The organism is Asticcacaulis machinosus (assembly GCF_028550435.1).
Taxonomy (GTDB): Bacteria; Pseudomonadota; Alphaproteobacteria; order Caulobacterales; family Caulobacteraceae; genus Asticcacaulis; species Asticcacaulis machinosus.
Genome location: NZ_JAQQKV010000004.1, coordinates 278,134 through 290,560, shown reverse-complemented (window position 1 = coordinate 290,560; position 12,427 = coordinate 278,134). Strand labels below are relative to the sequence as shown.

Genomic DNA, 12,427 nt, shown 5'->3' with positions numbered 1-12,427 from the left:
GAACCCTCAGCCAAACCACTCAAAACCCGTAGGCTTCCTCGTGGAGAGCGGCGCTTATAACCGCTCAGTTTTTCGTGTCAACTAGTTATTTTTAAAAAGTTTTTAGAAATTCCAAAAACCAAAATAACCAACCCACACACCCACCAATCAGACCAAAACCTTCTCAGCGGAGCGGCGTTCCTACAGAAGCAAAAACACCCTGTCAACCGATCTTTTTCTTTAAATCACCAACCCACTTGGGTCAGAATTCAGAGACAGCAAAACCGCAAGGAGCATCTTAGCAGACGACCCTTCCAGCCCAACAGAATCGGAGGAAGGCGGAACATAACTCTATTTAAGAAAGGCATCAAGAGCAAAACTAAAAAAGCTTGGCTCCGTCGTCGCAATCCGTAGAGGCGTCCAACCGGGAGGCGGCTTATAGGCAAGGGGCGGCACCTTACGCAAGCCCTCATTTACGTTTATTAAGACTTTTCCCCAGACACAACAAAACGGGCGCGCTTTACCCCACGCGCCCGCCTCATTTCACTACATATATAAGAGCGCCCTCGCCTAGCCCGCAGCGATATATGCTTTAAGCCCCTGAGCTTCGGCTTCGGCGACGGAGATACGCGCCTTAACCAGATCCCCGATCGACACGATCCCGACTAGCTTTGTGCCGTCCATAACCGGCAAGTGCCGAATCCGGCGATCCGTCATACGCTCAAGCAAAACCTCAATCGACTCACACGGGCTGGCCGAAATCACATCCTTGGTCATAATATCTGTGACAGAGCGGGACAGCGCATCCGGCCCAATTTGCGCTAAAGCCCGAATAACGTCGCGCTCAGAGACAATCCCAACCACGCGACCGATTTTGTCTGCCACGATAAAGGCCCCTACCCGGCGCGCATATAATAGAGCGGCAATCGCCGAAACGGTCTCTTCCGGAGAGACCGTAAAAACCTGATGACCCTTTGTATTCAGCAACTGATTGATGAGCATTAGACGCACCCTCCCACGGATGTCTGTTTATTAAAGGGAGAGGGTCACCCCAAAACGCGGTTTTGACAATCATAATGTATGGCTAACACCGCACACCACATAACTGCGTTCGTCAAATTTACGTGATTGTGCCAAATCGGCACGTCTTTCGCCTATTGCAGCACTTTCAGGCGTTTGCGATGAAACGCCCCCAGCCAGGCGCCAATCAGCAGCAGGCCAAATAAGTAACCGAAAACGTGAGCTTCCCAGGCAATCGAGCCCGCCTCAACGCCCGGCATGAAGGTGAAAAAGCCTGCAAACAGGTTTATGCCGATCCAGACAACGCTGGCGCCAATAACGGGCTTACTCAGGATGGGTAGCAACAGCCCTTCGATCCGCAGCCGCATAGCCGCCCCCATCAAGCCGGAGACCGCGCCTGACGCGCCGACCAATATGACATCCTGATTCATATGTATAAGGCAGTAACCCAAGCCTGCCGCCATACCGCACACCAGATAAAAGGCGAGAAACGATAAGAAGCCGCGAAAACCCAGACCAAATGCGCGCGCAACGGGTGCGGCGAACGCCAGCGCCATGACCGCATTAATCCCGGCATGCAACCAGTTGCCGTGCAAAAACAGCGAGGTAATTAGCGAAGACCAATGCCCTTGCGACAATAATATAGGCGAAAGACCGAAATTGATGAACAAAAGCTGCTCATCACTCACCATCGATTGAAGGCCATACAGCCCCAAAATAAAGACGCACAGCAAAAGCGCCGGCCAGGGCGCATTAAAAGCAGGTTCATGATGACGGCGGGATGTATCGGGCAAAGTGACGCAAAGCCTAATGAGAAGAATGCCAATTCAGCACACATTGCGCACGCTGCACCACCCCTTTAGCGCAAATAGAGACAAAAAACAGTGCGACCGTCTGAACGGCGTACGATTTTAGGGCAATATATACCTTATTTTTAATGTTCTGCCTCACACTGGCATCCAAATTGCTTTTCGCCTCAGACGTGAGAGCCAAAAGCCTGTGGAGCGAACATAATGAAACATATCATATTTTCAGCCCTTGGACTGACGGCGGCCCTGATATCCGGCACCGTTCAGGCTCAGAGCATGTCCTCCACATCCTCCAGCTTTGAAACCGGCTATGGCCGTGCGCGCGGCTCAGAAGAACGCGCTATTAACCCGTCAACCCGTGACGCCAGCGGCAATCGCGTCATCGTCGACGGCGTGATCGTCACCGGTGCCGATAACTCAGTCTATGCCTATGGCCGCGCCAGCGGGGCCGCCGACGCCTATTCCGGCGCGGGCGCCATCGGTGGCGCTACCGCCATCGGCAACAATCTCTCGGTCGTCGTCAGCGGCAATTACAACACCGTCATGATCGATTCGACGCAAATCAATAACGGCAATGTCACCGCCAATGCCGGAACCAACACGGCCACGGCCGATGCTGATATCACAGGAACTCTTTCTAATGGCTTCTAATATGAAACGTAACCTGACGCGCACCGCGGCCCTCATCGCTGCCGCTGCGACCTTATCTGGCTGCGTATCGCCTGTGGCGGGCCCCAGCGGCATCTATGCCAAGCCGATTGGCAATGCGCCGGTCACCGCTAACCCGACTGCCTATTCCGACGCTCTGGTCTGCCTGTCATCCTACGCCCGTGCCCATCGTTTGGCCTCGCCACGCATGGCCGTGGGCCGGATCTCGGACTATACGGGCAAGGTCGAATACGAGGGTGGCCGCAAGATCACCCAGGGCGCTTCGCTCATGGCCATGACGGCCCTTGCCAAGGCCGGCGCGCGTCAGGTCGAGCGTTTCGATACGTCAGTATCCGAACTTGAACTGAAATATGCCAACAATAAGCTGATCACTGACGCCCCGATGTCGGATCCGACGGTGGCCGGTGAGTACCGTAAGATCATGGCGGGTCAGATCGCCGGTTCGGATTTCCACATCGTCGGCGGTATTACCGAACTAAACTACAACATCCGCTCCAGCGGCCTTGATGCCTATGTCGGAGACGCCGACGCGCGTGACACCAAAGGCATTTTAAATGCCCGTCTTTATGTAATGAACGTCGCCCTTGATCTGCGTCTGGTCGATACCCGCACGCTCGAAGTGGTCGATGTCATTTCCTATCAGAAGCAGATCATCGGCCGTGAGATCAAGGCCGGGGTGTTCGACTTCTTTAACGGCAATATCTTTGACATTTCAGCTGGCGAAGGCGGCTTAGAGCCAATGCAACTGGCTGTGCGGGCCCTGATTGAGCGCGCCACGCTGGAGTTCATGACCAACCTTTATGGTGCGGCGGGCCCCGAAGTGTGCCTGAGCCCAAAAGACGATTTCCTCAACTATAATGCCACGACGGGTGCCACGGGTGGTTTCACCCCGGCCTATAATAATCTGGAGACCAACAATGCCGGCACCCGCGAAGATCCTCAGCGCTGGCGTAAAACCGGCCGCGTTGCCGACGATGCCGCTCGCCAGACCGAAGATAAACCAAAGGATAAGCCCCATGCGACCAAGCCTGATCACGATCATGACCAGCGTGATGGCGATAAGTGCTGCCGCGTGGTCTCCCGCTACTAGTCAGGACTATAATGTCACTGTGCCCGATGCCGACGCGACGCAGGCCGCCTGCCCGCTGACCAACGGTATGCGCGCGTGCACCAATACGCAGTCCAATACCGGTGCCGTTACCTCAGCTCAGACCGCCAATGTCTATATCAATGACGGCCTGACGTCTTTGCGCACCTATGCCACCGGCAACCGTATGGACGGCGGCAACGCGCAGGTGAACGCCACGCTCAACTCGGTTCAGACCAATTCAGGTGTGATCGAGGCCAGCACACGCCTGAACAGCACGGCGGTCGCGGGCGAAACCGGCAAATCCATCGGCACGCCAGTCTATATGGAAACGCAAGGCATCGGCAATTCCGGCAGCTTTGCTGCCGTTCAGGGCGAACTGACGACCACGATCAACCAGACGTCAACCGCCAATCACGTCTATGCCGACAGTGAGATCGCCGCGCCAAACGGGACTATCTATTCCAGCGGTGAAGTCCAGACCACGGCCATCGTCAACCATCAGGAATTTGGGGCAACCGAAGCCCGGATCGTGTCCAACACCACCCAGGCCTCGAATACCGATGTGCGGGCCCGAACCACGACGTCGGTGCAATATTCGCCCTCACCCAACCTTTATGCGTCGAATGCCTATAACAACTATTTTCAGGCAAACGGAGATGATCGCGGTTCCCAGCTTCATCAGGTGACCCAAACCACCAGCGCGGCTACCCGCACCGAAGCCTATAGCGACGCGTCAGGCACCAATCTGTGGAACGTCGCGGGCACGGCTAATGCCGTTGCCAACACCGTCAATGTCGGCAATACCGGCGGGTCAATGGTGGTGCGCTCAGATCAGACTAATGCCAACGACGTGGTTCTGGCGGATACGCGCATTCTGGCCACCCAGTACGGCACAGCGACCGCCACGGCCTCCAGCACCGGCAACCTGCTGATCGCGGGCAATAACGATAAGTATGTGGAAATCGACAATAGCCAGCTCAATTCCGGCGGGGTTGAGGCCAGCGCTCAGTTCACCGGTCAGGACGGCTATGACACCTACCTGCAATCCGATGCCACCGGCAATTCGGCTATGGGCTATGCCTGCGGGGCGTGCGAGCCGAACATGAGCGTCAACAACAATCAGGTCAATAATGGCGATGTGACGGCCACCAACACCGTCAATATCACCGGTACTGGCCGCTCGATTGTGTCGGTTGCCCGCGCCACCGGTAATACGGCGACCTACTACACTTCCGGCAATCCGTAGTCTCTCCTCCCCGCTTCGCAGGATTACATTTTCGTAATCCAAAGCCTGACGCCTTTTCAAAACCACGAACATAATACAGGGTCGCTTTCATAAGAAACTTATGAGGCGACCCTGATGCTTTTGCGCAAAACCCGCGGAATTTTTGTCTTTTCTTTGGCCCTGGCCCTGTCCACAACGGCGCTGACTACCGCTCTGGCTCCCGTGGCCGTCCACGCCCAAGCCCTCAAGGCCAATCCGCCGGTCGGATTTGCGCAAACCAAAAGTGACCTTACCCCTGATCCTGCCGCCCGTTTTGGTAAGCTTTCCAACGGCATGACCTATGTGATCTATAAGAACGCCACCCCTCCGGGCACAGCGGCGGTGCGTTTACGTTTCGATGCCGGATCTCTGATGGAAACCGACGCCCAGCAGGGACTGGCTCACTTCCTTGAGCACATGGCCTTTAACGGCTCAAAGAATGTGCCCGAAGGCGAGATGATCAAAATCCTGGAGCGTCACGGCCTGAAATTCGGCCCCGACACCAACGCCTATACCTCGTTCGATGAGACGGTCTACATGCTGGACCTGCCGAAGGTCGATCCGGAAATCGTCGACACCGCCCTGATGCTGATGCGCGAAACGGCCAGCAATCTGTTGCTCGATCCCAAGGCCATTGAAGCTGAACGCGGCGTCATTCTGGGCGAAGAACGCGCCCGCGCCTCACCGGGGATGCGCGCCTATATAGCCTTTGCCAAGTCAGCGTTTGCTGGTCAGCCCTATCCTGAGCGCCTTCCCATCGGTCAGGTCGAGGTGATCAAAACGGCGCCAGCACAAGCTTTTGTCGATTTTTATCATGATTTCTACCGGCCGGAATATGCCACTCTGGTGATCGTCGGCGACATCAATCCCGATGAGATTGAGGCCAAGATCAAGGCCAAATTCGGCGACTGGCAGGGCAAGCCCCAGACGAAAAACGCCCTGACCAGCTTCGGCACCTATGCGAACAAAGGCCAGCGCGTTCATACCTATGCCGAGTCCGGCCTGCCCGATTCGCTGTCAGTATCATGGTTCAAGCCCTTTGACGGCAGTGTGGAAACCGAGGCCAGCGATTTTGATGACACCCTCGACAACATTATCGCCGCCATTGTGAACCTGCGGCTGGAGCGCCAGTCGAAAGCCCCGGAAACCCAGTTTGCGGCGGCCAGCTTCGGCAGTGGCAGCGTCAACAAGACCGCTGAAACCAACAGCCTGATGATTACCCCCAAGCCCGGTCAGGACAAGGCGGCGCTGGAGCAAGCTTTAATGACCCTGCGCCAGTTTCAGGCTTACGGCGTCTCTCAGGCCGAACTTGATCGCGTCCTGACCGAATTTGCCGCCGGCCTCGATGCCGCCGTCAAGGGGGAGAAGACCCGCAACACCGGCGCCATTGCCGGACAGATCATTGGCACCTTAGGCGACAATGAGGTGCTGACCTCGCCTACCCAAAATCTGGCCTTCTTCAATAAAATCAAGCCCCGGCTGACGCTTGAGACCATCAATGCCCGCATCAAGGGGCTGGATCTGGGCGACGGCCCGCTGATTTCGCGTCAGGGCTCGGATGCAGCCAAATTCGATCAGGCCGCCATTCAGGCAACCTACCAGACCCTGATGGCGCAGAATGTGGTTGAACCACTGGCGATTGATAAAAAGCCCTGGCCCTATGCGCAGTTCGGCACCCCGTCAAAGGTCGTCAAGACCGAAACCCTGGCCGATCTTGGCATCACGCAGGTGACCTATGCCAATGGTGTAAGGGTCAATATCAAGCCGACTACCTTTAAGGACAATGAAATTCTGGTCACCGTGCGGTTTGCCGGCGGTCTGCAAACCATTGCTCCGGGCTCCAGCGCACCGGTGTTCGAGGCCTCATCCGCCGGTGTGTTCGAAGGCGGCCTGGGCAAGCTTGAGGCCGAAGAAATCAAGGAAACTCTGGCCGGTAAGATTTATGGCCTCAGCTATAATATTGGCGAAGATTCGGCGACCTTAGCCGGCGGCACCACCAAGGACGACCTGACCACCCAGATGCAGGTGCTGATGGCCTTCACCACCGATACGGCCTTCCGCGCCGATGCGTTCGCGCGCCTGAAAGCCTTTGTGCCGAACTACTATACCCAGCTCCAGTCCAGCCCCAACAGCGTTTTCAGTGTCAACGCCCCGCGCGTGATCCGCTCCGGCGATGACCGTTTCGGCATCCCCTCACAGGATGAATTCCTGAAAACCACCAATGATGAGGTCAAGGCCTTTACTCAGACCCTGCTTACCAAATCACCGGTCGAGATCACCTTTGTCGGCAACATTACCGTAGAAGAGGCGCTGAAACAGGTTGATGCGACCTTTGCCACCCTTGCCCCGCGCAAAGCCCTGGCCATCGCGCCGAAGGGTAATGTCGTCAAATTCCCGACCACCAATCTGCATCAGGTCTTTACCCACAAGGGCCGCGAAGACCAGAACCTGTCCTACATCGCCTTCCCGACCACCGACTTCTTCGCCAGTACCCAGACCGCACGCGGCCTTGAACTGCTGTCCGAAGTTATGACCCTGCGCCTGATCGAGGAAATCCGTGAAAAACAAGGCGCGTCCTATGGCTCGTCCGCCTCATCCGTCGCCTCCAACGCTTTCAAGGGGTTCGGCTATATCGGCGCCTCAGCCACCGTTAAACCGGATCAGGATGAGGTATTCTATACCTCTGTCATGGCCATTGTGGACGACCTAAAAACCAAAGGTGTTACTGAGGACGAACTGTTGCGGGCCAGAAAGCCCGTGCTGGACAAATACGAAGTCACCCTGAAAACCAACGGTTTCTGGGCGGGTGTCCTGCCGGGCTCATCGACCGATCCGCGCAAGGTCGAGGCCGTCCGCACCCGTAAGGCCGAACTGGAAAAGGTCACCGCCACCGATCTGCAAAAGCTGGCCCAGGCCTATCTCGTCAAAGAAAAGGCCCTGAGGCTTCAGGCCAAGCCGGAAGCGAAATAGTGTTTCTCCTCCCTACGAAGTGGGGACCGGGCCGCCGGAGCGGGTGGCTGTGAGCGCAGCGAACAGACGGAGGGGTATCCAACCGGCGGAATTCCCCCTCCGTCTTTTTGAAGGCTCGCCTCCAAAAATCCACCTCCCCATCCTATCGGATAGGGAGGAGAACAAAAAACCCCGCAGATTAATCTGCGGGGTTTTCTTATAGTTTTATAGTCGTTTCTTATTATTTCCGATAATCTTACTGAACAAAGCCACCGACGCCACCATCAAACACCATGTTTGAAGCTGCGCTGTACGATGACTTCTTCTCGACCTGACGGCTGGCCATATAGGTTTCGGTCGTGGTCAGGGTCAGTATCTTCACACCCGCCCCAAAACGGCGCAGCAGTGAGCGCTCATTGCAGGCGCGCGCCGCAGCCTGACGACGGCACCCAACAATCCCGCCTTCATGCCACAGGGCATCACTCTTACCGCAGTCATAGCTTTTGCCATCGGCAATATATTGCAGGCGAGTACCGGCGATGCAGCGATATAGCTCGCCGCGGTAATTGCCCTTAACGTCCTTACCGCCAAAGACCTGTGAGGCCGGATGGGGCACGCCCTTATCGTCAATGCAGGACGCCTGAAGCGTGACCGTTTTCGTCACCTGACGCGAGGCCTGATAGGACTCAGCCGCCATTTCATGTCCGGTTTCGACATTGAGCCCACCGGTGACCGCCGGAATGCCTTGCGCCTGCGACCAGTTGCCATAGCCACCGCCATAATAGACAGAGCCGGTGGCGCCTGCCGACGCATTGGCCGACGCGTGCGCGCTGGCATAGGCTGAGGCATGGGCACTGACGTGCGGCATGGACGGCTTTGACGGATGAGACGGGGGGCTGGGCGGAGGCGGTGGCGCACAGCCGGAATTACATTGTGCCGATGCCTGACCGGCCGCGAGCGATCCCAGCAAAACACCTAAAGCGATAAGTGAGCCGTGACCGATAAGAGATTTATTTGCGCGCATATTTTGAGACGCTCCTCATGTTTCTCGCGAAATTTAAGCAAAAACCATACCGTACCAAACTTGCCTTTTTCCTAATGGAAACCGGTAAAATCACATTTTTTCGCCCGCGTCGGCGTGGTTTTTGCGCATGACGGCTGGAAAGGAGACGCCCATGTCCCATTCCAGCACAGTCAGTTTTTTAAGCTACTGGCGCGCCCTGCAACAGGGCGCCGCCCAGAACAGCCCGTTGCGCATTGAAACGCCTGAGCTTTCACAGTTGGCGCCGTTGCGGGCCGACTTTGATCCGGTGCAGCTCAAAGACCTGATGCCGCAGATGATGATGATCGCAACCAGCGGAAATGACTACAGATTTCGCCTGACAGGCGGCTTTCTGGTCGCCCTGCATGGCGCGGGACTTAAGACCACATCCTTCACCAAACTGTTCGCACCGGCCCATGAAGAGCAGCTAAAGGTCGCGCTCAATCTGGCCACCCATCGCCAGCAGCCGCTGATCCTGACCGCCTCGGCTGCAACGTCCCGAAACGAGACCGTGCGTTTTGATATCGCCCTCGCCCCTTTACGCAATGCGTCTGGTGACGTCGATCGCATGGTCGGTCTTTATCAGCCGCAGGGGCCGATCCCGTTCTTACGCCGCGCCACGGTCACCACCATGACGCTGCATTCGGTCAGGCTTTACGATCCTGAGCGGTTGCCCCGCGAAAGCCATCTGCGTCTGGTCAGTGTCCGGGGTCAGTTAATCGCCTGACTTGCGATCCTGGCCCGCTTGCGTCACTCTTGCCTAAACAGGAGCTCAAAATGGCACAAAACGGAAAATCCGACAAAAAGAAAGCCGCCGAAGACCGGCTGGAGGCCTTACAGGTCAATCTGGTCGATGCCCAGATCTGGGCACAAAGTGCCGGAAAACGCATCTGTATTGTGTTTGAAGGCCGCGACGCCGCCGGTAAGGACGGCGCTATAAAACGCATCACTGAGCATCTGGCGGTTCGTCAAACTCAGGTGGTCGCCCTGCCTAAACCCTCCGACCGCGAAAAGACCCAGTGGTGGTTCCAGCGTTATACCCCTCACCTGCCGGCTGCCGGTGAATGGACGCTGTTTAACCGCTCCTGGTACAATCGCGCCGGGGTCGAAAAGGTTATGGGCTTTTCCACACCCGAAGAACAGGCCCGCTTCATCAAGGATGTGCCACAGTTTGAATCCATGTTGATTCATGACGATATTATCCTGATCAAGCTGTGGCTTGACATATCTCGGGACGAACAGAAAAAACGGCTAGATGAGCGCCGCGCCGATCCACTGAAACGGCTTAAGGTGTCTCCCCTCGATGCGGTGGCGCAGGGAAAATGGGCTGATTATTCCGCAGCCCGCGATGAGATGCTGAAAGCCTCTCACACAAAACATGCGCCGTGGACCTGCATCAAGACGGATGACAAGACCGCAGCCCGTGAAAACATCATCCGCCACATATTATCAATGATTGATGAGTGCCAATATACCAACCCAGTGCCTAAACCCGATCCAGATATCGTTTTTTCGTTTGATGCCGTTACTAAAGGCAAGCGCAGCTTAAATCCATAAACGGCTCATTAAGCATTTATTGACTCTGATTTGCCAGAATCACCCTGTCTAAGGGGACGCCCTCGGCAACCGGCCTTGAAACAGGCTGGTGGGCGTAACTGAACAGAAGTTCGGGATCGGGTTATGAACATAGAATCGCATGAGGCCGGACACGTGCCGCCTAAGCCACGAGCCGCGCTCAAGGTATGCGGTGACTGCAACCTGTGCTGCAAAGTTTATGACATTGATGATCTGGGCAAAAAGGCCGGGCACATGTGCCAGCACACCGGTCACGTCAAGGGCTGCGGCGTCTGGGGTCTTCATCCGCAAATCTGTCAGGATTTCAAATGTCTGTGGCTGAAACATGATGATCTGAATGCGCTGTGGCGGCCCGATATCGCGGGATTTGTCCTGCGCCTTGATCCCAACGGCACCACGCTCAATATTGATGTCGATCATGGCCGTCCCAATGCCTGGCGGGTTGAGCCCTACTATAAGCAGATCAAGCTGTGGTCGGAAGTGTTTCCGACCAAAGGGCTGGTGCTGATCCATTCAACCGACGGTCTGTGGGTGGTCACCCCAACCGAAGACCTGAATATCTCTAATCCCAAGCGCGGCGATACACTGGAAACCGGCATGGAAGACAGCCTGTTCGGCCCGCGTCCGTTCGTGCGCGTCATCCCCCAGAAAAAAGCGCCCACACGGCGTCGGGCTTAAGATATGAAATATGAAACCTTGGTTCAGTTTCTGGATGGCACACTTTCTCCTGAAACGCTAGCAGGTGAAATCGCGGACGAAGTAGCTTCATGCAATGAGGCGTTAAAATCCGGTGACATTGGGCATATCGTCATATCAGACGGTCCGCCTAAGATAGTGACCCGCGATGGCGGCCAGCGACTTCTTGAAGCCTTTGCTTATAACCGCCTACCATTCGAGTTGGCGAGTTATGTTGCCGACTGCATCATCATGAGTGATGACTTCGAATTTGAGGATGATATTGTGCGGGACGCAATTCATTTCATTGAGGATGATAGTAGACCACCTACGCATGAGGAAACGCTAGAGGCTTTAAGCCTTCTCGTCCAATCCACCTAAATCCCTCTCGACATTTATGGGCAGTCAGAGCATCTAGGGCCTTATGACGCCCCGCGACCCTGTAACCTTACCCGATGCCGCCCCTAAAAACTGGGTGGATATCTACGCCCCGCTAAGTTGGCGCCCGTGGCTGAGGCTGGGCCGGTTTGACCGTCCGGTCGGAATCTGGTTGCTGTTCCTGCCCGGTGCCATGGGGCTCGCCTATGCCAGCGCGGTAACGGGCACGGCGTTTCCCCTATATTTCCTGATCCTGTTTGCCATTGGCTCGGCCCTGATGCGGGCGGCGGGATGCGCATTTAACGACCTTGTTGACCGGGATATTGACGCAAAGGTCGAGCGCACCCGCAACCGTCCGATCGCGTCGGGCCAGATCACACCGAAACAGGCGATGGCGTTTATCATCATCTGCTGCCTGATCAGCCTGCTCATCCTGCTGCAACTGGGTACGCTGGCGATAGGCTTAGGTGTCGGATCGCTGGCGCTGGTGGCCGCCTATCCGTTCATGAAGCGCATCACCTGGTGGCCGCAGGCGTGGCTGGGTCTGACCTTTAACTGGGGCTTCCTGATGGCCTATGCCGCCGTGGCGGGCGAGATCACCCTGCCCGCGCTTCTGTTCTACGCCGGTCTGGTATTCTGGACAATTGGCTATGACACTATCTATGCCTTGCAGGACATCGAGGACGACGTCATGGCCGGGGTTAAATCCTCCGCCCGCGCGCTGGGAGCTAAAGCGCGCGAAGGTATTACCCTGATTTATGTGCTGTGTTTTGTTTTGACCGCGATATCGGCGGCATTGGCACCGCTCGCCTGGCCATTTTATGTGGCTCAGGCCCTGATCGGCGGACATCTGGCGTGGCAGGTTTACACCTTACGGCCGGAAGATGGTACCTTGGCACTAAAACTGTTTAAATCGAATCGCGATGCCGGTCTAATATGGGTGGCTGGCCTTATTTTATGCGGATTTACCCGCTAAA

12 protein-coding genes are annotated in these 12,427 nt (G+C 56.2%); 9 read left to right on the top strand and 3 right to left on the bottom strand.

The features are described from left to right. Nucleotides 1-549: 549 nt before the first annotated feature. Nucleotides 550-981 carry a CBS domain-containing protein gene (locus PQU98_RS16605; RefSeq protein ID WP_272746084.1) on the bottom strand — a complete coding sequence of 144 codons (432 nt, stop codon included), beginning with the start codon at nucleotides 979-981 and terminating at the stop codon, nucleotides 550-552. 152 nt (nucleotides 982-1,133) lie between these two features. Beyond that, nucleotides 1,134-1,793 (bottom strand): rhomboid family intramembrane serine protease, encoded by a 660-nt coding sequence (locus tag PQU98_RS16600; protein ID WP_272746083.1) that lies wholly within the window; start codon nucleotides 1,791-1,793, stop codon nucleotides 1,134-1,136. A gap of 219 nt (nucleotides 1,794-2,012) precedes the next feature. Between PQU98_RS16600 and hfaA the strand changes: the two genes are divergently transcribed. The 4 genes from hfaA (at nucleotide 2,013) to PQU98_RS16580 (ending at nucleotide 7,801) form a co-directional block, all read left to right on the top strand. Then, nucleotides 2,013-2,459: a holdfast anchoring protein HfaA gene (gene hfaA / locus PQU98_RS16595; RefSeq protein ID WP_272746082.1), complete on the top strand. Its 447-nt coding sequence runs from the start codon at nucleotides 2,013-2,015 to the stop codon at nucleotides 2,457-2,459. A gap of 1 nt (nucleotide 2,460) precedes the next feature. After that, nucleotides 2,461-3,567: a holdfast anchoring protein HfaB gene (gene hfaB / locus PQU98_RS16590; protein WP_272746081.1), complete on the top strand. Its 1,107-nt coding sequence runs from the start codon at nucleotides 2,461-2,463 to the stop codon at nucleotides 3,565-3,567. Beyond that, nucleotides 3,494-4,813 (top strand): holdfast anchor protein HfaD, encoded by a 1,320-nt coding sequence (gene hfaD / locus PQU98_RS16585; RefSeq protein ID WP_272746080.1) that lies wholly within the window; start codon nucleotides 3,494-3,496, stop codon nucleotides 4,811-4,813. Before hfaB ends, hfaD begins: the two co-directional genes overlap by 74 nt. Before the next feature lie 114 nt (nucleotides 4,814-4,927). Continuing rightward, nucleotides 4,928-7,801: a M16 family metallopeptidase gene (locus PQU98_RS16580; protein WP_272746079.1), complete on the top strand. Its 2,874-nt coding sequence runs from the start codon at nucleotides 4,928-4,930 to the stop codon at nucleotides 7,799-7,801. Between the two features lie 235 nt (nucleotides 7,802-8,036). On the opposite strand, the gene PQU98_RS16575 is transcribed toward PQU98_RS16580, so the two are convergent. Then, the gene (locus tag PQU98_RS16575; protein ID WP_272746078.1) at nucleotides 8,037-8,804 is read right to left on the bottom strand and encodes a hypothetical protein; all 768 of its coding nucleotides are present in this window, start codon (nucleotides 8,802-8,804) and stop codon (nucleotides 8,037-8,039) included. A 151-nt stretch (nucleotides 8,805-8,955) separates the two neighbouring features. Between PQU98_RS16575 and PQU98_RS16570 the strand changes: the two genes are divergently transcribed. The 5 genes from PQU98_RS16570 to ubiA all read left to right on the top strand — a co-directional run bounded on the left by PQU98_RS16570 (nucleotide 8,956) and on the right by ubiA (nucleotide 12,426). After that, a complete protein-coding gene (locus PQU98_RS16570; protein WP_272746077.1) occupies nucleotides 8,956-9,549 on the top strand; it encodes a PAS domain-containing protein in 594 nt (197 codons plus the stop codon). A 50-nt stretch (nucleotides 9,550-9,599) separates the two neighbouring features. Further along, nucleotides 9,600-10,379, top strand: coding sequence for a polyphosphate kinase 2 (gene ppk2 / locus PQU98_RS16565; protein ID WP_272746076.1), 780 nt, complete (start codon nucleotides 9,600-9,602; stop codon nucleotides 10,377-10,379). Nucleotides 10,380-10,502: 123 nt separating this feature from the next. Continuing rightward, nucleotides 10,503-11,075, top strand: a complete 573-nt coding sequence (locus tag PQU98_RS16560) for a hypothetical protein (protein ID WP_272746075.1) — start codon at nucleotides 10,503-10,505, stop codon at nucleotides 11,073-11,075. 3 nt (nucleotides 11,076-11,078) lie between these two features. Then, complete coding sequence (locus tag PQU98_RS16555; RefSeq protein WP_272746074.1) at nucleotides 11,079-11,453, top strand: hypothetical protein; 375 nt, start codon at nucleotides 11,079-11,081, stop codon at nucleotides 11,451-11,453. A 43-nt stretch (nucleotides 11,454-11,496) separates the two neighbouring features. Next, nucleotides 11,497-12,426, top strand: a complete 930-nt coding sequence (ubiA, locus tag PQU98_RS16550) for a 4-hydroxybenzoate octaprenyltransferase (RefSeq protein ID WP_272746073.1) — start codon at nucleotides 11,497-11,499, stop codon at nucleotides 12,424-12,426. Nucleotide 12,427: the final 1 nt, after the last annotated feature.

What these genes read in the sequence shown, in the direction of transcription:
- PQU98_RS16580 (WP_272746079.1), top strand. Translation starts at nt 4,928, where the DNA reads ATGCTTTTGCGCAAAACCCGCGGAATTTTTGTCTTTTCTTTGGCCCTG.
- PQU98_RS16555 (WP_272746074.1), top strand. Translation starts at nt 11,079, where the DNA reads ATGAAATATGAAACCTTGGTTCAGTTTCTGGATGGCACACTTTCTCCT.
- ppk2 (WP_272746076.1), top strand. Translation starts at nt 9,600, where the DNA reads ATGGCACAAAACGGAAAATCCGACAAAAAGAAAGCCGCCGAAGACCGG.
- PQU98_RS16570 (WP_272746077.1), top strand. Translation starts at nt 8,956, where the DNA reads ATGTCCCATTCCAGCACAGTCAGTTTTTTAAGCTACTGGCGCGCCCTG.
- hfaA (WP_272746082.1), top strand. Translation starts at nt 2,013, where the DNA reads ATGAAACATATCATATTTTCAGCCCTTGGACTGACGGCGGCCCTGATA.
- ubiA (WP_272746073.1), top strand. Translation starts at nt 11,497, where the DNA reads ATGACGCCCCGCGACCCTGTAACCTTACCCGATGCCGCCCCTAAAAAC.
- PQU98_RS16605 (WP_272746084.1), bottom strand. Translation starts at nt 981, where the DNA reads ATGCTCATCAATCAGTTGCTGAATACAAAGGGTCATCAGGTTTTTACG.
- hfaD (WP_272746080.1), top strand. Translation starts at nt 3,494, where the DNA reads ATGCGACCAAGCCTGATCACGATCATGACCAGCGTGATGGCGATAAGT.
- PQU98_RS16575 (WP_272746078.1), bottom strand. Translation starts at nt 8,804, where the DNA reads ATGCGCGCAAATAAATCTCTTATCGGTCACGGCTCACTTATCGCTTTA.
- PQU98_RS16560 (WP_272746075.1), top strand. Translation starts at nt 10,503, where the DNA reads ATGAACATAGAATCGCATGAGGCCGGACACGTGCCGCCTAAGCCACGA.
- hfaB (WP_272746081.1), top strand. Translation starts at nt 2,461, where the DNA reads ATGAAACGTAACCTGACGCGCACCGCGGCCCTCATCGCTGCCGCTGCG.